At 71.2% G+C, this 22149-nt stretch carries 14 protein-coding genes and 1 riboswitch; of the genes, 9 read left to right on the top strand and 5 right to left on the bottom strand.

Annotation, left to right across the window (positions count from 1 at the left end):
- The first annotated feature begins 5 nt into the window (after positions 1-5).
- Positions 6-164, top strand: a riboswitch (TPP riboswitch).
- Positions 158-1948: a phosphomethylpyrimidine synthase ThiC gene (thiC, locus tag AB0A97_RS23125; RefSeq protein WP_361152995.1), complete on the top strand. Its 1791-nt coding sequence runs from the start codon at positions 158-160 to the stop codon at positions 1946-1948. It overlaps the preceding riboswitch by 7 nt.
- Positions 1949-2242: 294 nt before the next feature.
- Here thiC and AB0A97_RS23120 read toward each other — a convergent pair whose 3' ends face one another.
- From AB0A97_RS23120 to AB0A97_RS23105, 4 genes are all read right to left on the bottom strand, one after another.
- Complete coding sequence (locus AB0A97_RS23120; RefSeq protein WP_361152992.1) at positions 2243-2920, bottom strand: Bro-N domain-containing protein; 678 nt, start codon at positions 2918-2920, stop codon at positions 2243-2245.
- Positions 2921-3171: 251 nt separating this feature from the next.
- On the bottom strand, positions 3172-4077 hold the full coding sequence (locus AB0A97_RS23115) for a hypothetical protein (RefSeq protein WP_361152989.1): 906 nt from the start codon (positions 4075-4077) through the stop codon (positions 3172-3174).
- 204 nt (positions 4078-4281) lie between these two features.
- Positions 4282-5436 carry a metallophosphoesterase gene (locus tag AB0A97_RS23110; RefSeq protein WP_361152986.1) on the bottom strand — a complete coding sequence of 385 codons (1155 nt, stop codon included), beginning with the start codon at positions 5434-5436 and terminating at the stop codon, positions 4282-4284.
- 421 nt (positions 5437-5857) lie between these two features.
- Positions 5858-6958 (bottom strand): LacI family DNA-binding transcriptional regulator, encoded by a 1101-nt coding sequence (locus tag AB0A97_RS23105; RefSeq protein ID WP_030178622.1) that lies wholly within the window; start codon positions 6956-6958, stop codon positions 5858-5860.
- 709 nt (positions 6959-7667) lie between these two features.
- On the opposite strand from AB0A97_RS23105, the gene hisC reads away from it, so the two are divergent.
- From hisC to AB0A97_RS23075, 6 genes are all read left to right on the top strand, one after another.
- Positions 7668-8747 carry a histidinol-phosphate transaminase gene (gene hisC, locus AB0A97_RS23100; protein ID WP_361152983.1) on the top strand — a complete coding sequence of 360 codons (1080 nt, stop codon included), beginning with the start codon at positions 7668-7670 and terminating at the stop codon, positions 8745-8747.
- Between the two features lie 255 nt (positions 8748-9002).
- Positions 9003-10511, top strand: coding sequence for a cytochrome ubiquinol oxidase subunit I (locus AB0A97_RS23095; protein ID WP_361152981.1), 1509 nt, complete (start codon positions 9003-9005; stop codon positions 10509-10511).
- Positions 10512-10520: 9 nt separating this feature from the next.
- Positions 10521-11522, top strand: coding sequence for a cytochrome d ubiquinol oxidase subunit II (cydB, locus tag AB0A97_RS23090; RefSeq protein ID WP_361152978.1), 1002 nt, complete (start codon positions 10521-10523; stop codon positions 11520-11522).
- Positions 11523-11602: 80 nt separating this feature from the next.
- Entirely contained in the window at positions 11603-15283 is a 3681-nt protein-coding gene (cydD, locus tag AB0A97_RS23085; protein WP_361152975.1) for a thiol reductant ABC exporter subunit CydD, read from the top strand.
- Between the two features lie 283 nt (positions 15284-15566).
- Positions 15567-17246 carry a GAF domain-containing protein gene (locus AB0A97_RS23080; RefSeq protein WP_361153383.1) on the top strand — a complete coding sequence of 560 codons (1680 nt, stop codon included), beginning with the start codon at positions 15567-15569 and terminating at the stop codon, positions 17244-17246.
- A 320-nt stretch (positions 17247-17566) separates the two neighbouring features.
- A complete protein-coding gene (locus AB0A97_RS23075; protein WP_361152972.1) occupies positions 17567-18829 on the top strand; it encodes a M23 family metallopeptidase in 1263 nt (420 codons plus the stop codon).
- A 58-nt stretch (positions 18830-18887) separates the two neighbouring features.
- Here AB0A97_RS23075 and AB0A97_RS23070 read toward each other — a convergent pair whose 3' ends face one another.
- Positions 18888-19781, bottom strand: coding sequence for a Cof-type HAD-IIB family hydrolase (locus tag AB0A97_RS23070; protein ID WP_361152969.1), 894 nt, complete (start codon positions 19779-19781; stop codon positions 18888-18890).
- Positions 19782-20150: 369 nt separating this feature from the next.
- Between AB0A97_RS23070 and AB0A97_RS23065 the strand changes: the two genes are divergently transcribed.
- Complete coding sequence (locus AB0A97_RS23065; RefSeq protein WP_361152967.1) at positions 20151-21044, top strand: LLM class flavin-dependent oxidoreductase; 894 nt, start codon at positions 20151-20153, stop codon at positions 21042-21044.
- Positions 21045-21193: 149 nt separating this feature from the next.
- Positions 21194-22093: a zinc metalloprotease HtpX gene (gene htpX / locus AB0A97_RS23060; RefSeq protein WP_361152964.1), complete on the top strand. Its 900-nt coding sequence runs from the start codon at positions 21194-21196 to the stop codon at positions 22091-22093.
- The last annotated feature ends 56 nt before the right edge of the window (positions 22094-22149 follow it).

Raw genomic sequence — 22149 nt, 5'->3', positions numbered from 1 at the left:
GGCACCTTTGCAATCGCGGGAGCTCGGAGCACCGGGCTGAGAGGGCGCTGACCCCCGTACGGAACGTCCGGCCGAAGCCGGGAACGCCGTCACGGACATCGCTGCGTCGACCGCCGAACCTGTTACCGGGTAATGCCGGCGTAGGGAGTGGGTCTTCATGACTCTGCAGGATGCACGCACGCCCGAAAACGGCCAGAACTCCGCCACGGAGATCGGCTGGCACAAGGGCTACCTCACCGGATCGCGCCCCGACCTCCGGGTTCCGGTCCGGCGTGTGCACCTCACCAACGGCAAGGACGTGACGCTCTACGACACGTCAGGGCCGTACACCGACCCCAACATCGAAAACGACGTCCGCCGCGGCCTGGCGCCGCTGCGGGAGAACTGGATCATCAGCCGCGGCGACACCGAGGAGTACGCGGGGCGGCCGCCCCGGCCCGAGGACGACGGCCTCAAGCACACCTCGCCGCGCGGCGGCCTGAAGAACCTCGACGCGGTCTTCCCCGGCCGCCCCCGGCAGCCGCGCCGGGGCCGGGGCGGCGCCGCGGTCACCCAGCTCGCGTACGCGCGGCGGGGCGAGGTCACGGCGGAGATGGAGTACGTGGCGATCCGCGAGAACGTCTCCCCCGAGTTCGTACGGGACGAGATCGCGGCCGGCCGGGCGGTCCTGCCCGCCAACGTCAACCACCCGGAGATCGAGCCGATGATCATCGGCAAGAACTTCCTGGTGAAGGTCAACGCGAACATCGGCAACTCCGCCGTCACCTCCTCCATCGAGGAGGAGGTGGAGAAGATGACCTGGGCGACCCGCTGGGGCGCCGACACGGTCATGGACCTGTCCACCGGCCGCAACATCCACACCACCCGCGAATGGGTGCTGCGCAACTCCCCCGTGCCCATCGGCACCGTCCCCCTCTACCAGGCACTGGAGAAGGTGGACGGCAAGGCCGAGGAACTGTCCTGGGAGATCTACAAGGACACGGTCGTCGAACAGGCCGAACAGGGCGTGGACTACATGACCGTCCACGCGGGTGTCCTGCTGCGGTACGTGCCCCTGACGGCCCGCCGCAAGACCGGCATCGTCTCGCGCGGTGGTTCGATCATGGCGGCGTGGTGCCTCGCGCACCACAAGGAATCGTTCCTCTACACCCATTTCGAAGAACTCTGCGAGATCCTCGCCTCCTACGACGTCACGTACTCCCTCGGCGACGGTCTGCGCCCCGGGTCCATCGCGGACGCCAACGACGAGGCGCAGTTCGCGGAGTTGCGGACGCTCGGCGAGCTGAACTCGATCGCCAAGCGGCACGGCGTACAGACGATGATCGAGGGCCCGGGACACGTCCCGATGCACAAGATCAAGGAGAACATCGACCTCCAGCAGGAGATCTGCGAAGAGGCCCCGTTCTACACGCTCGGCCCGCTGACCACGGACATCGCGCCCGCGTACGACCACATCACCTCCGGGATCGGCGCGGCGATGATCGCCTGGTGGGGCACGGCGATGCTCTGCTACGTCACGCCGAAGGAGCACCTGGGCCTGCCGGACCGGGACGACGTGAAGACCGGTGTCATCACGTACAAGATCGCGGCCCATGCGGCGGACCTGGCCAAGGGCCACCCCGGGGCCCAGGAGTGGGACGACGCGCTGTCCGACGCGCGCTTCGAGTTCCGGTGGGAGGACCAGTTCAACCTGGCCCTCGACCCGGACACGGCCCGCGCCTTCCACGACGAGACGCTGCCGGCGGAGCCGGCGAAGACGGCGCACTTCTGTTCCATGTGCGGCCCGAAGTTCTGCTCCATGAAGATCTCGCAGGACATCCGCCGCGAGCACGGTGGCGACCTGGCGGTCGGCACGGAGGCGGCTGCGGAGGCAGCGGCCGGAATGGCCGAGAAGTCGAAGGAGTTCGCGGCGGCGGGGAATCGGGTGTATCTGCCGATCGCGGAGTGAGAGTTTCCGAGAGCGTAACCTCCCGTTACGGTCTCAGGAGCTCACCGGGGCGTTGTCCACAGGCTGGTGCGATCCCCGCGGCATGGCTATCGTGCAACAACGTCCGGGCCCGAAGCCGCAAGTTCCGATTGCGACTTCGGGCCCGTTGCGTACGCGCCGTACCGGGTCAGCGAGGCCCCGTACACCTCGGGGCCCCGTAGGCGCCCACCCCGGCCTGTCGGATACACCCCCGTTTGAGCAGCATCCGCAGCGAGTCGTGCACGCGGTGCTCGGTGAGTCCGGTCCGCTGGGCGATCACCCGCAACGGGTATCTGGTGACACTGAGTTGACGAGCGCCGGAGCAAGGTAGGCCGCTACGGCCCAGATGTCTCCGGTGACGACCAAGTGTCGGCCTTTCCAGTCCGCGAGCAGATCGTCGGGGGTCAAAGCGGGGTTCACGGGGGCCGGTGAGTCGGCTCCGCACAGCTTGTCCGCGATGCGCTCCAGCGATTCGGCCATGCTGCCGAGCAAACGCATCTCCTGGTTTCGCAGCGCCGTGTACGTCTCGTCCATACGGAGGTCGTGTTCCTCAAGGCGGATGATCGCGTCGGCGACGTGATCGGGAATGGTGTAGGCCGCAGGTGCCGCTGGGGCACCGGCTCGGGCAGTGGCTCCACTCAATGAGTACGTACCGTCCCGCTGCACGGCTGCGACTACTTCCGCCACCCAGCATTTGAACGGCTCGGCTTCGGCCTTGGTGCACGCGTTGACGAGCATGATGAGCCCATGGAGGTCCACCATGTTCATCGATGTCTTGAGCCGGTGACCTGCAATCTTGCGGGAAGCGTCTGCCCCACAGACGCTTCGTGCAAGAGCGCCGAGCACTTTGATTCCCGCCTTGGGCACATGGGCCATAAGCGCTTGGCGCGTGTTGTCGTAGCCCAGGTTGACGGCGACATCCACAGCCGGAAACCAATGCGTTCCGTCCGGCATGGTCAGCCTTCATACCCGCGCCCCTGCCGCCGCGTACACGAAGTCGTTGACGTCGATAGCTTCCTGCCGTCCCGCGTGCGGGGACCGTGCGTCTTGTGTGCTCATGGTGAGCATCACCTCCACCGCCGAACGTAAGTCCCCCGCCACCCCAACCCCCGCCCGATAAACCGCATTTCACTTCATCGTGGCGGGTCCGCGCACAGCCGAGGGGGGCCCGGTATCGGACCCCCCTCGGGTGTGGCGTGCGGGCGCTATTCAGGATGGTGGTCCGGGCCCCCGTAGTCGGGGCTGGTGAAGTCCGGGCTGGTGAAGCGGGGTCGGGGAGCGGCGGGCGGGCCGCCGTCCGGGCTGGTGAAGTCGGGCCGTGAGTAGCCCAGGGTCGGGATACGGCCGCCGTCGACGCCGCGGCGCGGCACGTAACGGGCCGTACCGTGGCCGTTGACGCCGGCCGGATCGGACAGGGCCTCGCGCAGGAACGGCAGTATGCCGCGCTCCAGGAGCGCCTGCCGCCAGGCGTCCCGGGCGAGGTCCACCTCCCCGGCCGGGCCGCTCCGGCCGTCGCCGGTGCGTGGGGCGCGGAGCGAGGTGGAGCCGTTGCGCCAGGCTGCGAGGACCAGGCTCGCCATGGCGACCAGTGCCCCCGCGGCGGTGATCGCCGCGAAGATCCAGCCCACACTGATCATCGGCTGGGCGGCGGACGGGTCGGTGCCGACCGTCCGCAGGATGTACCCGATGACCAGGAACAGGACGGCGGCGATCCCCGCCAGTACCGGGGCCAGCACCGCGAGCATCGCGGCCAGTCCGGCACCGGCCGGTTCGGCGACCTCGCCCACGGTCGTGGCGAGGTCGATCCCCGGTCCGCCCGCGGAAGCGCCTTTCTCCTCACGGCCTTCCACGCCGCCGGCGTCCGGTGCGGGTGCCGGAGCGCGCAGCTCCTCGCGGAGCCGTACATAGTGTCGGTATTCGGCCGTCGCGCATGCGGCGATGGCCGATGTGGCGCTGAGCGCCATGGTGCGCAACTGCTCGGTGTTGAGGTGCTTACCCGCCGCGGAGGGCATTTCCGGTCGGTATTCCGCGGTGCGCAGCGCCTCGTCGAGGAGCCGCGCGAATTCCGCGCGATCCTCGCTCAGCAGGTGCGGAGCGCTGTTCATGTGCATCCCCCGATGCTCCGTAGGGCCGTACAGGCCGGCGTGGGCCGGGCAGTGGGCGGAAACGGAGGAGAGCCTGCTACGGATAGACCGATGGTAGAGCGCCTCCGGCACGGGGTGACAGGGTGTTTGCGGAAATAGGGACCGCTCCTGCCTGGCTCGGGCCCCGCTGCGCCACTTCCCTACCTTCCGCTACCCCTGCCCGGATAACGGTCAGGCAGTCAGGGGAAGTTGTACGACCAGTAGTTTTCCGGCCATGGTGATCCCGCCGTCCATGGCGATGGCCAGCCCGTCGGCGTAGACGTGCGGACCGTCGACGGCGACGCTCTCCCGTTCGTCGTCGTCCTCGCCGCCGACCTCGCCGAGGAGGTACGGGATCGGGCTGTGGCCGTGCACGACGCGTCGGCCGCCGTAGGTGTCGAGGAGTTCGCGTACGGCCATGGGGCCGGCTTCCTCGTCGCGGAAGGCGAACCGCTTGGTGAACTTGCGGAACAGGTCCCAGACCTCGTCCGCGTCGCTGCGCGTGAGGACGTCGTGGACGGTGTCGTTGACGTCCTCGATGGAGTCGCCGTACTCCAGGTAGGCCGTGGTGTCGGAGTGCACGAGCAGGTGCCCGTCCTCCTCCGAGACGGCGTCGAGGCGGGCCATCCACTGCAGGTGGTGGTCCTGGAGGCGGTCCATGTCGGTCTTCTGGCCACCGTTGAGGAGCCAGGCGGCCTGGAAGGACGCGGTGCCGGCGCCGGACTGGACCGGGGTGTCACCGAACCGCTTGGCGCCGAGGAGCAGCAGTTCGTGGTTGCCCATCAGGGCCTTGCAGTAGCCGCCGGCCGCCGCGGCCTCGGCGGAGAGCTGCATGACGAGGTCGATGACGCCGATGCCGTCCGGGCCGCGGTCGGTGAAGTCGCCGAGGAACCACAGGCGGGCGTTGCCGGCGGCCCACTGGCCGTCGGCGTCGATGAGGCCCTCGGCGGCGAGCGCCTCGCGCAGCTCGTCGTAGTAACCGTGCACGTCACCGACGACGTACAGCGGACCGCCGCCCTCCTGCTGCTCGGCGGCGGGTACGGCCGATTCGGGCACGGCCGTCAGGTCGACGGTCGGGCGGTCGATGAGGGTGTCCGTACGGGTGACGGGCGGGAGGTCCGTACGGCCGTCGGGGTGACCGGTGCCGCCGGCCGTGGCGACGGGGCCGACGACCGGGAGGGAGCGCTCGGTGGGCGTGTACTCGGGCGGCATGCCGTGCGGAGCGGCGGGCGCGCCCACGGCCGCCGGAGGAACGGTCGGCTGCGGGGGGACCGCGGGTGCCGGGGGCACCGGTGGAGCAGGCGGCTGCCCCGGAGCCGGAGGTTGTGCCGGCATGGTCCGCACCATGGGTCCCACACTGGCCCCCTGAGTCATCGACCCCTCCACCGTCGCGCCGCCGTGCACCTCGCGGACCTTGCCTGGTCGACGGCGGTCCGTGGTGTCGTGCGCCCATCATAGGAATGCCGCTCGCAGGTTGTGACGCACCCGGGGGTGGTCAATCGCTCGGCGCCCGGTGTTCGCTGCCGTTTTCTCCGGGATCCACCCGATTTTATCCCGGGCGTCTGGGTGCCGGGCGGGCGGCGCGGCGGCGGCAGGGGGACGGCACGACGTGCCGAAGTCGTCCGGTGGGGTGGCTCCGGTCCGACTCTCCGGCCCGATACCCCGGCCGGACACACCTCCGGCCGTGCGGACGCGGGAAGCGCGTCCACACGGCCGCTCGAACGTGTGACGGTCGGATCCGGAGGGGCCTGCGCGGTGACCGGCGGGGTCAGGCCCCGGACGGGCCCCGCGGCGGACTGACGGTCGTCCGTGTGGACCTGCGCTGGGAGGAGGTCCGCACGATCAGGTCCGTCGGTATCACCTGCTCGACCGGTCGCCCGCTGTCCAGCCCTTCGATGGCGTCGATGAGGAGCTGGACGACGGCGGTGCCGATCCGGCGGGGCTTGAGGGAGAGGGTGGTGATCGGCGGTTCGGTCGTGGCGTAGACCGTGGACTCGCTGCAGCAGACCAGCAGCAGGTCCTCGGGGACGCGCAGCCCGTAGCGTCTGGCCGCCGCCAGCAGGTCGGTGCCGTTCGGGTCGAACAGGCCGTACACCGCGTCCGGGCGGTCCGGACGGGCCAGCAGGCGGTCGGCGGCCACCGCGCCCGCGCACGGGTCGTGCGCGGGGTAGGACTCGTACACCGGGTCCTGTCCGACGCGCTCGCACCAGCGCAGGTACGCGGTGGTGGAGAGCCGGGTGTAGGTGTCGGTGGTGGTGCCGGTGAGCAGGCCGATGCGGCGGGCGCCGGCATCGGCGAGGTGGTCGAGGAGGCCCAGTACGGCTGCCTCGTGGTCGTTGTCGACCCAGCCCATCACGGGGAGGGTCCCGCCGGGTCGGCCGTCGGAGACGACGGGGATGCCGTGCCGTACGAGCTCGGTGACGACGGGATCGCCGTCGGCCGGATCGATGACGACGGTGCCGTCGAGTGCGACGTTCGACCAGACGTCGTGGCGTGAGGTCGCGGGCAGGATGACGAGGGCGTACCCGCGGGCGAGCGCCGCCGAGGTGGCGGCTCTGGCCATTTCCGCGAAGTACGCGAATTCGGTGAAGGTGAAAGGTTCATCCCCGTACGTGGTGACGGTCAGGCCGATGAGCCCTGACTTGCCGGTACGGAGCGTGCGGGCGGCGGCGGAAGGGCGGTAACCCAACCGGTCGGCCACCTCGCGGACGTGGCGACGGGTGGCATCCGGAAGCCGGCCCTTGCCGTTGAGCGCGTCGGAGACAGTCGTGATGGATACCCCGGCTGCGGCGGCCACGTCCCGGATGCCTGCCCGCCCCAGCCGGCGACCGGTAGACCGGCTCACCTGGTGCTTCCCTGCTGCTGTCATGGCGAGCCGATAGTAGGGCTCGGGCGGTCCTTTCGCGGGGCGCTGCGTGCAGGAGTGGAAAGGCACGTTTCTGCACGGCCGAATGCCCCGTATGCCCTGTGAAACGCAGGGAGTTGGGGGTGTTCACCAGTGACTGTCTGAGGAACGTTGGGAGTCGCCTGCCGATTGGTCCAGGTCTCGGAGTGGTCTCAAGTCACCTTCACGAGGGATGCGCGCCACGGCGCGAGCCACCGGCGCGTGACGCAGGGAGTAGCGCTCCCCAAGGGCTGTGCGCTGTGGGGGGCGGGGCGCGCGGGGCGATCTTGTGATGGGGTGGTCGTGGTCATCGGTGCGGACGATCTTTGCGTACGGGGTGGGTGCCGGCGCGCGATCTTTGCGTACGGGCCGGACGCCGACGCGCGCGACCTTCGCGGACGAGCCAGGCGCCGGCGCGCGCGATCTTTCCGTGAACGTGATCTTCCGGCAAGGCGGTCCACCGGGGGCAAGGCGGCCCGCCGGAGGCGAGGCAGTCCACCGAGGACGCCGAGTACACCGAGGACCGGACGGCCCCGGGACGGGTGGCCTCCCGGACGGGACCCACGGCGCGAACGCCGAGCCGCACAAGGCCCCGGTGCGGCATCCGTTCCGGCCGGGGCCTACGCCTGACGGAGCAATCCTCATAAGGTGTGCAGTATTGGCGACGGACGGCACGGTCGAGGAGGAACCTGCGGTGAGCGAGAAGAGCCCGAAGCTGCGCGCTGCGCTGGACGGCATCCCCACCTACAAGCCCGGCAAGCCGGCTGCGACGGGCGGCCCCGTCACGTACAAGCTGTCCTCCAACGAGAACCCGTACCCGCCGCTGCCCGGCGTCCTGGAGAGCGCGGTGGCCGCGGCCGGAGCCTTCAACCGTTACCCGGACATGGCCTGCACGGGCCTGATGGCCGAGCTGTCGGAGCACTTCTCGGTTCCGGTCGAGCACCTGGCGACGGGCACCGGTTCGGTGGGGGTGGCCCAGCAACTGGTGCAGTCGACGGCCGGGCCGGGCGACGAAGTGATCTACGCGTGGCGCTCCTTCGAGGCGTACCCGATCGTCACCCAGGTCGCCGGGGCCACGTCCGTGCAGGTGCCGCTGACCTCCGGTGAGGTGCACGACCTGGACGCGATGTACGAGGCGATAACCGACCGGACCCGGTTGATCTTCGTCTGCAACCCCAACAACCCCACCGGCACCGTCGTCCGCCGGGCGGAGCTGGAGGCGTTCCTGGACCGGGTGCCGAGCGACATCCTGATCGTGCTGGACGAGGCGTACCAGGAGTTCAACCGCGACGCGGACGTACCGAACGGCCTGGACCTGTACCGGGACCGCCCCAACGTCTGCGTGCTGCGGACCTTCTCCAAGGCGTACGGGCTGGCCGGCCTGCGGATCGGTTTCGCGGTGGCCCACGAGCCGGTGGCGGCCGCGCTGCGCAAGACGGCCGTGCCGTTCGGCGTGAGCCAGCTCGCGCAGGAGGCGGCGGTGGCGTCGCTGCGCAGCGAGGGCGCGCTGATGGAACGGGTGGACGCGCTGGTCACGGAGCGGGCGCGGGTCTGTGAGGCGCTGGCGGCGCAGGGCTGGACGGTCCCGGAGTCGCACGCGAACTTCGTCTGGCTGCGGCTGGGCGACCGCACGCTCGACTTCGCGGCGGCGTGCGAGAGGGCGGGCGTGGTGGTACGCCCGTTCCCCGGCGAGGGGGTGCGCGTGACGATCGGCGAGACGGCGGCGATGGACCTGTTCCTCCAGGCGGCCGAGCAGTTCCGCAAGGAGCTGTGAGCGGCGGGTAGCTGATACCCCGAGCGGGGGCGTGTGCCTGGTGGGCGCGCGCCCCCGCTCTGCTGTTCCTCCGGTCTTCTCCGGACGTGACGGTAGTCACGCACCCCCCGTCAGGGTCAGAAACCAGCCATGGGTGATAATTGCTTGTGAATGTGAACGCGTTCACAAGCGCGCCCCTTATGTACCGCTTCCATCGGGACAAAACGGGGCGAAGCAGCCGTAGACAGCACACGGCGACGTAAGGAGAGACCCGACGTGGACCTGGCGTTGGCGCCAGAGACCCTGGCGCGATGGCAATTCGGCATCACGACCGTCTACCACTTCCTCTTCGTCCCCCTCACGATCTCCCTCGCCGCCCTGGTGGCCGGGCTGGAGACCGCATGGGTGCGGACGGGCAAGCAGCAGTACCTCAAGGCCACCAAGTTCTGGGGCAAGCTCTTCCTGATCAACATCGCGATGGGTGTCGTCACCGGCATCGTCCAGGAGTTCCAGTTCGGGATGAACTGGTCCGACTACTCGCGGTTCGTCGGTGACGTCTTCGGCGCCCCGCTCGCTTTCGAGGCCCTCATCGCCTTCTTCTTCGAGTCCACCTTCATCGGTCTGTGGATCTTCGGCTGGGACAAGCTGCCCAAGAAGATCCACTGCTTCTGCATGTGGATGGTCTCGATCGGGACGATCCTGTCGGCGTACTTCATCCTCGCCGCCAACTCCTGGATGCAGCACCCGGTCGGCTACAAGTACAACGCCGCCAACGGCCGTGCGGAGCTGACCGACTTCTGGAAGGTGCTGACCCAGGACACCACGCTCGTCGTCGTCTTCCACACCCTGACCGCCGCCTTCCTGACCGGGGCCGCGTTCATGGTCGGCATCGCCGCCTACCACCTGATGCGGAAGAAGCACGTCAAGGTGATGCGTACGTCGCTGCGGCTCGGCCTGGTCACCCTGGTCATCGCCGGCGCGCTCACCGCGATCAGCGGCGACCAGCTCGGCAAGGTCATGTTCCGGCAGCAGCCGATGAAGATGGCCGCCGCCGAGGCGCTGTGGGACAAGGAGGGCCCCGCGCCGTTCTCCGTCTTCGCCTACGGCGACGTCGACAAGGGCCACAACAAGGTCGCCATCGAGATACCCGGGCTGCTCTCCTTCCTCGCCCACAACGACTTCTCCACGCCGGTCCCCGGCATCAACGACGTCAACAAGGCCGAACAGCAGAAGTACGGGCCCGGCGACTACCGGCCCAACATCCCGGTCGCCTACTGGGGCTTCCGCTGGATGATCGGCTTCGGCATGGCCTCGTTCGCCATCGGCCTGGCCGGGCTCTGGCTCACCCGTAAGAAGTTCTGGCTCTCGCCGGAGCTGCGTACGGGGGACGAGGAGCCACCCCACCTGGCGCTCACCAAGAACAAGGTGCTCGGCGCGCGCCTGAGCAAGCTCTACTGGTCGCTGGCGTTCGTCACCCTCGGCTTCCCGCTCATCGCCAACTCCTGGGGCTGGATCTTCACCGAGATGGGTCGCCAGCCATGGGCGGTGTACGGCGTGCTGAAGACCTCCTCGGCGGTCTCCCCGGGCGTCTCGCAGGGCGAGGTGCTCACGTCGATGACCGTCTTCACCCTGCTGTACGCGGTGCTCGCGGTGATCGAGGTCAGGCTGCTGGTCAAGTACGTCAAGGCCGGACCGCCGGAGCTGACGGACGACGACCTCAACCCGCCCACCAAGATCGGCGGCGACCACACGGACGCCGACCGGCCGATGGCCTTCTCGTACTAGGGGGCGACCGTGGAACTCCATGACGTCTGGTTCGTACTCATCGCCGTGCTGTGGACCGGGTACTTCTTCCTCGAAGGATTCGACTTCGGCATCGGCGTCCTGACCAAGCTGCTCGCCCGGGACCGGAGCGAGCGGCGGGTCCTGATCAACACCATCGGTCCGGTCTGGGACGGCAACGAGGTGTGGCTGCTCAGTGCGGGCGGCGCGACCTTCGCCGCCTTCCCGGAGTGGTACGCCACCCTGTTCTCCGGCTTCTACCTGCCGCTGCTGCTCATCCTGATCTGCCTGATCGTGCGCGGCGTCGCCTTCGAGTACCGCGTCAAGCGGCCCGAGGAGCGCTGGCAGCGCAACTGGGAGCACGCGATCTTCTGGTGCTCGCTGCTCCCCGCGTTCCTGTGGGGTGTCGCCTTCGGCAACATCGTGCGAGGCGTGCAGATCGACGCGCACAAGGAGTACGTCGGCAGCGTCCTGGACCTCCTGAACCCGTACGCCCTGCTCGGCGGCCTGGTCACGCTGACCCTGTTCACCTTCCACGGCGCCGTCTTCGCCTCGCTGAAGACGCTGGGCGACATCCGGGCGCGGGCCCGCCGGACGGCCACCGTGCTGGGCCTGGCCGCCGCCGTGCTGGCGATCGTCTTCCTGGGCTGGACCCAGCTCGACAAGGGCGACACCTCGTCCCTGGTCGCGATGGTCGTCGCGGTGGTGGCACTGGTCGCCGGGCTGGTGACGAACCACCGGGGGCGGGAGGGCTGGTCGTTCGCGTTCTCCGGCGTCACGATCGTCGCCGCGGTCGCGATGCTGTTCCTGACGCTCTTCCCGAACGTGATGCCGTCCTCGCTGAACGAGAGCTGGAACCTCACGGTCTCCAACGCCTCGTCCAGTGCGTACACGTTGAAGATCATGACGTGGTGCGCGGGCATCGCCACTCCGATCGTCCTGCTCTACCAGGGCTGGACCTACTGGGTCTTCCGTAAGCGGATCGGTACGCAGCACATCGCCGACGCCCACTAGGAAGCCCTCCGGTGGGGTCCGGCGGGACCTCACCGGCCGTCATCGACTGATCAACTTCCGCCCGGGAGAGGTTGTTTCACGTGAAACCCGTCGACCCGCGCCTGCTGCGGTACGCCCGCGCCACCCGTTTCTTCCTCGCCGCGGTGGTGGTCCTCGGGCTGGCCGGCGCGGGTCTGGTCATCGGCCAGGCCATGCTCATCGCCGAAGTCGTCGTCGGCGCCTTCCAGCGCGACCTCGACCTCGGCGACCTGAGCACACCGGTGATGCTGCTCGCACTGGTCTCCGTCGGCCGTGGCCTGGTGGCCTGGCTGACGGAACTGGCCGCGCACCGGGCCAGCGCGGCGGTCAAGTCCGAGCTGCGTACGCGCCTGCTGACGCAGGCGGCGGACGGCCTGGGGCCGGGCTGGCTGAGCGCCCAGCGGTCCGGGGAACTCACCACCCTCGCCACCCGCGGCATCGACGCTCTCGACGACTACTTCGCGCGGTACCTGCCGCAGCTGGGCCTGGCGGTCGTCGTGCCGGTCGCCGTGCTGGCGCGGATCGTCGCCGGCGACTGGATCTCGGCCGCGACCATCGTCGTGACGCTGCCGCTGATTCCGCTGTTCATGGTCCTCATCGGCTGGGCCACCCAGAACCGCATGGACCGCCAGTGGCAACTGCTGTCGCGGCTGTCGGGCCACTTCCTGGACGTGGTCGCCGGGCTGCCCACACTGAAGGTCTTCGGCCGGGCCAAGGCGCAGGCCGCGTCCATCCGTTCCCTCACCGGCGAGTACCGCCGCGCCACACTGCGCACCCTGCGGATCGCCTTCCTGTCCTCCTTCGCGCTGGAACTGCTCGCCACGATCTCGGTCGCGCTGGTCGCGGTCGGTATCGGTATGCGGCTCGTGCACGGCGACCTGGACCTGTACACGGGCCTGCTGGTGCTGATCCTGGCGCCCGAGGCGTACCTGCCGTTGCGGCAGGTCGGCGCGCAGTACCACGCGGCGGCCGAGGGCCTGGCGGCGGCCGAGGAGATCTTCGCGGTGCTGGAGACGCCGCTGCGTACGACGGGCGACGAGCCCGCTCCCGACAGCACCGCACTGTCCGTCGAGGGGCTCGTCGTGCGCCACCCCGGCCGCTCCGAACCCTCGCTCGCCGAGACGTCGTTCGAGGTCAGGCCGGGTGAGACGGTGGCCGTCGTGGGCCCCTCCGGTGCGGGCAAGTCGACCTTGCTGAACGTCCTTCTCGGCTTCGCCGCGCCCGCGGCGGGACGGGTGCGGGTCGGCGGCCGGGACCTGGCCGCCGTCGATACGGAGGACTGGCGGCGGCAGATCGCCTGGGTGGCGCAGCGTCCGTACCTCTTCGCGGGCACCATCGCCGACAACGTGCGGCTGGCCCGCCCCGACGCGGACGACTCGGCGGTACGGTCCGCGCTCCGTGACGCCGGCGCCCTGGACTTCGTCTCCGCGCTGCCCGACGGCGCGGAGACCGTGCTCGGCGAGGGCGGGTCCGGTCTGTCGGCGGGGCAGCGGCAACGCCTGGCCCTGGCCCGCGCGTTCCTGGCCGACCGCCCGGTCCTGCTGCTCGACGAGCCGACCGCGAACCTGGACGGTGAGACGGAGGCGGGCATCGTCGACGCGGTACGCCGCCTGGCGGCCGGCCGCACGGTGCTTCTGGTCGTCCACCGGCCCGCGTTGCTGGCAGTGGCGGATCGTACGGTGCGGCTGGCGGGGCCGGTGGCGGCGGTGGGGGCCGGCGGGGTCGGGAGGCCCATGGAGTCCGGCGAGCCCACGGAGTTTGGCAAGCCCGCCGTGTCCAGGGAGCCCTCCGCGCCCACGGAACCCACCGTGCCTACGGAGTCCTCTGCGTCCAAGGAATCCGCCGTGCTCGCGGAGCCCGTGCGGGAGAGGGCCGGGGAAGCCGTACGCGACGATCTTGCGGCGTCGGAGCCCGGTGGCGGCCCGCATGTCGTGCCCGGGGCCAGGCGTCCGGCGTCGGCGCGGCTGCGGGGCCTGGCACGGGCCCGCTGGGGCCGGCTCGGGCTGGCGCTGCTGCTGGGCAGCCTGGCCCTGGGCAGCGCCGTGGGCCTGATGGCGACGTCCGGGTGGCTCATCTCCCGGGCGGCGCAGCACCCGCCCGTCCTGTACCTGATGGTGGCGGTCACCGCGACGCGGGCCTTCGGCATCGGCCGGGCCGTGTTCCGGTACGCGGAGCGGCTGGTGGCGCACGACGCCGTCTTCCGGATGCTCGCGGACGTACGGGTGGCCGTCTTCCGGCGCCTGGAGCGCCTGGCGCCCGCCGGGCTGCGGACGCGCGGCAGCGGCGACCTGCTGTCGCGCCTGGTGGCCGATGTCGACGCCGTGCAGGACTACTTCCTGCGATGGCTGCTGCCGGTCGCGGCGGCCGTGGTGGTCGGTGCGGGTTCCGTCGGGTTCACCGCCTGGCTGCTGCCCGAGGCGGGCGCCGTCCTCGCCGCCGGGCTGCTCCTGGCAGGCGTGGGGGTGCCGGTGCTCTCCGCCGTACTCGCCCGCCGCGCGGAGCGGCAGCTCTCCCCCGCCCGAGGTGTGCTCTCCGCCCACGTCCTCGACCTGCTCACCGGCACGGCCGAGCTGACGGTGTCCGGCGCGCTCACGTCCCGTATCGACCGGACGCGGCGCGCCGACCGTGACCTGACCCGGATCGCGTCCCGTTCGGCGGCCGCGGCCGGAGCCGGGGCCGGGATGTCCGCGCTGCTGTGCGGACTGACGGTGGCCGCGGCGGCCACCGTCGGTGTGCGGGCCGTTCACGAGGGACGGCTGGCGGGTGTGTGCCTGGCGGTCGTGGTGCTCGTCCCGCTCGCCGCGTTCGAGGCCGTGGCGGGGCTGCCGCTCGCCGTGCAGTACCGGCAGCGCACGCGCCGGGCGGCCGAGCGGGTCTTCGAGGTGCTGGACGCGCCGGAGCCGGTCACCGAACCGGCCGGCTCGGTGGCCGTACCGCTGCCGGACTCCCCGTTTCCGCTGGTCGTCGAAGAGCTCACGGCCCGGTACGCCGGTCAGCGGGTGCCCGCGCTGGACGGTGTCGGCTTCGTCCTTCCGGCCGGGCGGCGGCTGGCGGTGGTCGGCCCGTCCGGTTCGGGCAAGACGACGCTCGCCCAGGTGCTGCTGCGCTTCCTGGACCGGGAGGCCGGCTCGTACACGCTGAGCGGTGTGGACGCGGCGGCGGCGGACGGTGACGCCGTACGGCGGCAGGTCGGCCTGTGCGCTCAGGACGCGCACCTCTTCGACAGCTCCGTACGGGAGAACCTGCGGCTCGCGCGGCCCGGAGCGGGCGAGGAGGACCTGTGGGACGCGCTCACGCGGGCCCGCCTGGCCGACTGGGTGCGGTCGCTGCCCGACGGGCTGGACACGATGGTTGGCGAGCACGGTGCCCGGCTCTCCGGCGGTCAGCGGCAGCGTCTCGCGCTGGCCCGCGCGCTGCTCGCCGACTTCCCCGTCCTGGTGCTGGACGAGCCTGCCGAACACCTCGACCTGGCCACCGCCGACGCCCTGACCGCCGACCTCCTGGCGGCGACCGAGGGCCGTACGAGCGTGCTGATCACGCACCGGCTGGAGGGCCTGGAGGCCGTCGACGAGGTGCTGGTCCTCGACGAGGGGCGGCCCGTCCAGCACGGTACGTACGCGGAGCTGGCGGCGGCCGACGGTCCGTTCCGCCGGATGCGGGAGCGCGAGCGGGCGGTGGACGCGCGGGCCGGAGGCAGGGGTGCGGCGGACGCGCTTCCGGTGGGCGCGGGGCCGACACGGTGAACGGCTGAAGAACGACGGGTGCCGGCGTCCGCTGCGTACGGTGGCGGCGGACGTCCGGACCGGGGTGACGTGGCAGCCCGGGGCGGCCCGGGGTGGTCCGGTCCGGCGTCCGAATTGCCGCATAGAGGGCTTTCACCAGAAAAGCGACTATTAGGCTCGTCCCATGGCAGTCACGACAGGATCCTCAGACCCCATGGGCGCCGGGGCACCTACCGGCGCGGGCTCCGGGGCGGCACCCGCGGGCCCCGACGGTGCGTCCGCGCCCGCTCCCGCCCCCGACCCCATGGAAGCGGCCACCGAGGCGACGCGCAGCCTCCAGGGCCTGTCGACCGAGCTGACCGCACGGGTACCGCAGCTCCTGGAGGCGATGCGCACCGTCGGCGCGGGCCTGGACCTGCACATCACCCTGGACCGGATCGTGGAGACCGCTGCCGAGCTGGCCGACGCCCGCTATGCCGCCATCGGGATCATCGACGAGGCGCGTGCGGGCCTGTCGGACTTCGTGACGTACGGGGTCAGCGCCGAGGAGCGGGCCCGGATCGGAGCGCTGCCCGACGGGCACAAGGGGCTGCTCGGTGCCCTCATCCATGATCCGAAGGCGCTGCGGCTGGCGGACCTGACCCAGGACGTGCGGTCGGCGGGCTTTCCGCCGGGGCACCCGCCGATGCGGACCTTCCTCGGGGTGCCGATCCGCGTCCAGGGGGAGATTTTCGGCAACCTCTATCTGACCGAGAAGCGTGGGGGCGGCGAGTTCAGCGAGGGCGATCTGCACATGGTGCGGGTGCTCGCCACCGAGGCCGGCATCGCGATCGGCAACGCGCGGATGTACGCGGCGACGCGGCAGCGCGAGCGGTGGATCGACGGCGCGGCCGCGGTGACCACCGCGCTGCTGGCCGGCAGCGACGTGGACGACGCGCTCGCGGTCGTCGCCGAACAGGCACGCAAGCTGGCCGACTCCGCGGCCGGCATCGTGCTGCTGCCCGCGGCGGACGGCGGACTGGAGATCGTCGCGGCGTCGGCGGACGATCCCGCCGGTCTCATCGGCACCCACATGCCGGCCGAGAGCCCGGTGGCCGCACAACTGCTGGCCGGCGAGCCGGTGTTCGTGGAGGACTCGGCCACCGACCCGCGGATGGTCACGGACGTCGCGCCGCGGTTCGGTCCCAGCATGTTGCTGCCGCTCAAGAGCGGCGGCCGGGTGCTGGGCACACTGGCGACACCGCGGGAGCGCGGCGCGCGCCCCTTCACCACCGCCGAACGCACGCTGGCCGCCCAGTTCGCGGCCCAGGCCGCGCTCGCCCTCGTGCTGGCCGACGCGCAGCGCGACCGCGAGCGGCTGGCCGTCTACGAGGACCGCGACCGGATCGCCCGCGATCTGCACGACCTGGTCATCCAGCGGCTCTTCGCGACCGGGATGATGCTGGAGAGCGCTCAGCGCAGGTCGGTCGTGCCGGAGGTGCAGGAGGGCATCGGCAAGGCCGTCGACGAGCTCGACGTCACCATCCAGGAGATCCGTACCGCGATCTTCGCCCTGCAACAGGGCCCGGCCGAGGCGCCGTCCGGGCTGCGGACGCGGGTCCTGCGCGAGATCGGTACCGCCGCCGTGCCGCTCGGCTTCCAGCCGTCGGCGAACTTCGTCGGCCCGGTGGACGCGCGGGTCGGCGAGCTGACCGGCAAGAACCTGATCGCCGCGCTGCGCGAGGCGCTGTCCAACGCGTTCCGGCACGCGGACGCCTCGCGCATCGAGGTCGTCGTGGACTCGATGATCAAGCTGCCGGACGGCCGGGACGGCGTACGGCTGACGGTCGCCGACGACGGCGTGGGCATTCCGGACGGCGGCCGGCGCAGCGGGCTGCGCAACCTCGCGAAGCGGGCCGAGTCGCTGGGCGGGTCCAGCACGTACGGGCCGGGGCTGGGGGAGGGCGGTGCGGGGACGATGGTGACCTGGGAAGCGCCGCTCTGAGAGGGCCGGGGGAGTGGCTGCGGCCGGGATACCTCCGTACGGTTCAACCGGTATTCGAGTGATCTGTCGCGTTGCTGGAACGGTTGATTCCAGCCATTCCCCGGGGGTGGGTTGCTCCGTTCGGAGCCTCGCGGACGAGGTTGGCGAAACGTTTTAGTTGTTTTTGCACATGTTCGGGCAACTATCTGGCCATGCGTCCAGGTTTGCTGGATTGGTTGCGTAAGACGGTTCGAGGGCGGTGGCGCCCTGCCCGGCGTGCGTACGGGTGGGCGGGGCGCTGTGGCCCTTGGCGGCGTGGCGCGCCGCCACGTGCGGTGCGGGTGACGTTGTCGCTGGTCGTGGCGTTGACGGCGACGGCCGGTACGGAGCCTGCCGGCGGCGGGCCTGCCCGAGCCGGAGCCCCGGCCGCCGCCTCGGCCCCGGCGGAACCGAGCGAGGTCGCGCCCTCGTCGTCGCTGCCCGCTCCCCGCCGTCCCTCCCCGGTGCGCGCCCACGGTGCCGACCGGCTGGCCGATGCGAGCCTGGAGGCGCTCCGGCTCGGCAGGGCCGCGCACCGGACCGGCCGGTCGTACATGAAGACTCTGCGCGAGGTGAGAGCGGGCCGGGCTCGCGCTGCGAAGCTGCACGCGGCCCTGCTCCGGGAACGCCGCAGGGCCGGTGAACTGCGTCGGGCGGCCGGACGGATCGCCGGCGCGCAGTACCGCAGCGACAACCGGTTGCCGTTCGCGCTGAGTACCCGGGCACAGCACGGCTCCCAGGGCTCCCAGGCTCGTCACGAACCCCAGGACCATCATGGCTCCCAGGCCCGTCACATCTCTCAGGCGCAACACGGACCCCAGGCGCGTCTCGGCCCGGAGGCGGTACTGGACGCCTACCGGGACGCCGAGCACCGGCAACGCCTGCTGGCCTCCCGCGCGCGCGAGGCGCTGCGTCTGAGCCGGTCCCTGGAGGCGGACAGCGCAGCCGTGCTGGCCCGCTCCGCTGCGCTGGAGGCCCACCGCACCCGCCTCGACACCGAACGCCGGCGCATCAGCCGCCGCCTGGGCGTCGTCCGCGGACAGCTTCGGGAGCTGTCCCGGAAGGCGTCCCGCGAGGGGCGCTGCGGACTGCCCGGCACGGTGTCCGCGGCGGCGAAACGCTCCGAGCCGGCGGCCCCGCCGGTGACGGCGCCGGGCACCAGGTGGACCCGGCCGGTGGAGCACTACGTCCTGTCCGCGGGATTCGGCGGCTCGGGCCGCCGCTGGGCGCACGGCCACACGGGCCAGGACTTCGCGGTGCCGGTCGGCACCCTCGTACGGTCCGTGGGCTGGGGCCGCGTCGCCCGCCTGACCTGCGGTGACGGCTTCGGGATCAGCCTGGTCGTGCAGCACGGCACCGATGTGTTCTCGCAGTACGCGCACCTGTCGGCGGCGTTGGCCCGCCCAGGACAGCGGGTGCGGCCGGGGCAGCAGATCGCGCTGTCGGGCACGACCGGCAACTCCACCGGACCGCACCTGCACTTCGAGGTGCGCCGCACGCCGCGCATGGGGTCAGGCGTCGATCCCGTGCCGTGGCTGGCGAGCCGGGGGGTGCGGTTGCGGTGAGGAGGCGCGGTGGCCGGTCGGGGAGGTGGGGCGGGGAGGTGTGGCGGCGAGGGGGCGGTCAGCGGTGCTCAAGGATGCGTTCGATCACGGCCGCCACGCCGTCCTCGTTGTTGCCGGCCGTGTGGAGTTCCGTCGCGGCCAGTACGGCGGGGTGTGCGTTCGCCATCGCGTACGCGGTGCCGGCCCAGGCCAGCATCTCGATGTCGTTGGGCATGTCCCCGAAGGCGACGACCTGGTCGGGGGTGATGCCGCGCTCCGCGCAGCAGCGGGCCAGGGTGCCGGCCTTGCTGACGCCCAGGCCGCTGATCTCCAGGAGCGCGGTGGGGCTGGACCGGGTGAAGGAGGCGTACGTGCCCGCCCGCGCGCGAGCCAGGTCGAGAAAGGCGTCCGGGTCCAGGTCGGGGTGGTGCGCGAGGAGCTTGAGCACGGGCTGGTCGGGGCTCAGCGGGGACTGCCGCTCCTCCGGGCTCGGTTCGGCCAGGAGTTTCTCCGCGGGCGCGATGACGGCGGCCGGGTCGAGATGGAAGGGCGGGTACGCCGGCTCGTAGTTGATGCCGCCGGTCCGCTCGATCGCGAACGTCGTACCGGGAGCGGCAGCGCGCAGCGCGTGCACGACGGAGAGGGCTTCCGGCCGTTCCAGCGGGCTGATCTCGACGATCCGGCGGCCGTGGTGGAGATCGACGACGGCCGCGCCGTTCGCGCAGATCGCCAGCCCGTGCCCGTGCACATGGTCACTGACCACGTCCATCCAGCGGGCCGGCCGGCCGGTCACGAAGAAGACCTCGATGCCTGCCCGCTCGGCGGCGGCCAGCGCGGCGATCGTCCGGCCGGAGACCGTCTTGTCGTCGCGCAGCAACGTGCCGTCGAGGTCGGTGGCGATCAGCCGGATCGTTTTCCCGTCGGACCCGGGCGCCAGGGGAGGCTCTGCGGAGGCATCGGTCACGCCGTCCATCTTCGCGCATATGCGCGCACAGGCGTGCGGCGGGTCGCGCGCATGAGCTTGACGGAGGCGGGGTCCGTGTCGGGAGTACGGGGGCGTACGCCGGAGGGTGCCGGACGGCCGTACGGGAACGGGTACCGGCCCGTGGCAGGACGAGCGGCGGGTCGTACCGGAGCGGGTGCCGTACGTATCCGTCCGAGGGCTGAGCCGAACCTGCTCAGGTGCGCTCGGGGAGGCGCACGGATGCGGAGGCGGGCGTACGGCTGGCCGCGTGTGCGCTTGTACGGCATGTGCACCCCGCGCACACGGCGGGTGGCTCCCGCGTGCGCATGCTCACCACAGTTCGCGGGCCCGGTGCCGCGCCGCCGTACGCTCGTACCCATGCGACTGAGCACCGTGATCCTTCCCGTCCGCCGCTGGTCCGAGGGCGGCCGGGAGGTGTGGCAGCGCGCCGAGGAACTGGGCTTCCACACCGCGTACACCTATGACCACCTCTCCTGGCGGAGTTTTCGGGACGGGCCGTGGTTCGGCGCGGTACCGACGCTGACCGCGGCCGCCGCCGCGACGACCCGGATGCGGCTGGGCACACTCGTCACCTCTCCGAACTTCCGGCACCCGGTGACCCTCGCCAAGGAACTGATCTCCCTGGACGACATCAGCGACGGGCGGATCACCCTGGGCATCGGCGCCGGCGGCTCCGGTTTCGACGCCACGGCGCTCGGCCAGGAGCCGTGGACGCCGCGGGAACGGGCCGACCACTTCGGCGAGTTCGTACCGTTGCTGGACCGGCTGCTGACGCAGGACGTGGTCTCGTACGAGGGCGTGCACTACCGCGCCCACGAAGTGCGCAACGTCCCCGGCTGTGTACAGCGGCCCCGATTGCCGTTCGCGATCGCGGCCACCGGGCCGCGCGGCATGCGGCTGGCCGCCGGGTACGGGCAGGCGTGGGTGACCACCGGCGACCCGAGGACCTCCGCGACCGGCACCGCGGCCGAGTCCCTGGAGGCGGTACGCGGCCAGGTCGAACGCCTCGGCAAGGCGTGCGCCGAGGCCGGCCGGGACGCCGGCGAGCTGGAGAAGATCATGCTCACCGGCTTCACGCCGGACCGGCCGCTCGCTTCCGTGGACGCCTTCGTGGACTTCGCGGGTGCACATGCCGAGGCGGGTATCGACGAGATCGTGCTGCACTGGCCGATCGACGGCTCGGTCTTCGAAGCGGATCTTTCGGTGTTCGAGCGGATCGCCGGGGAGGGGCTGGCGCAGCTGGGGCGGTAGGGCGGCCGGCAGGCACTGCCGGTGCGGGCGGATCCATGGCCTGCGCTTTACGCCGTCATGAGCGGACAAGAGGGAGAATCGGGTCAGAGGCGCCTGAACGGTTCCTCGGGTGGACTCTGCGGACTCTGCGGTTGAGAGGACTGAGAGGCATGGCACGGACCCGATTCGCCCCCGACCGCGGCCTGACGTCACGCATGGTCACGACCATGTTCTTCATCGGACTGCTGTACGTGGTCGTGGTGGGCGCGCTGGTGGTGCTCCTCAAGGGCGCGTGGATCGTGGTGCTGCTGATCTCGGGCGCCATGTTCGTCGCACAGTTCTGGTTCAGCGACCGGATCGCCGCCTTCAGCATGGGGGCGCGTGAGGTCACTCCGGAGCAGGCACCGGAACTGCACGGCGCCGTCGACCGGCTGTGCGCCCTCGCCGACATGCCCAAACCACGCGTCGCCGTCGCGGAATCCGACGTACCGAACGCCTTCGCGACCGGCCGCAACCAGAAGAACGCGATGGTGTGCGCGACGACCGGCCTGCTGCGGCGGCTGGAGCCGGAGGAGCTCGAAGGAGTCCTCGCGCACGAGCTGTCGCACGTCGCACACCGTGATGTCGCGGTCATGACGATCGCCTCGTTCCTGGGCGTACTGGCCGGGATCATCACACGCGCGGCCCTGTGGAGCGGCGTCGGTCGCAACAACCGGGACAACAACGCGGCGATCGCCGTCTTGATCGTCACGCTGGTCAGCGCCGTGGTCTACGCCGTCAGCTTCCTGCTCACCCGCCTGCTGTCGCGCTACCGGGAGCTGTCCGCCGACCGGGCCGCGGCGATCCTGACCGGACGCCCGTCGGCGCTGGCCGCCGCGCTCACCAAGGTCACCGGTCAGATGGCGCAGATTCCTACGCGGGATCTGCGCAAGGCCGAACCGTTCAACGCGTTCTTCTTCGCGCCGGCGTTCTCGAAGGAGAGCTTCGGGCGGCTGCTGTCCTCGCACCCGACGCTGGAGCAGCGGCTGGAGCAGTTGGGGCGGATCTCCGCGCAGTTGGGGCGGCCGTAGGGGCGGCTGTAGGGACGGTCGTAGTAGCAGTCGTAGGGGGAGGGGGCCGTGATCGG

Origin of the sequence: Streptomyces sp. NPDC045470 (assembly GCF_040646595.1) — a bacterium.
Classification (GTDB): domain Bacteria; phylum Actinomycetota; class Actinomycetes; order Streptomycetales; family Streptomycetaceae; genus Streptomyces.
Note: the sequence above shows the minus strand (reverse complement) of the source record. Positions and strands in the feature narration are given on the sequence as shown.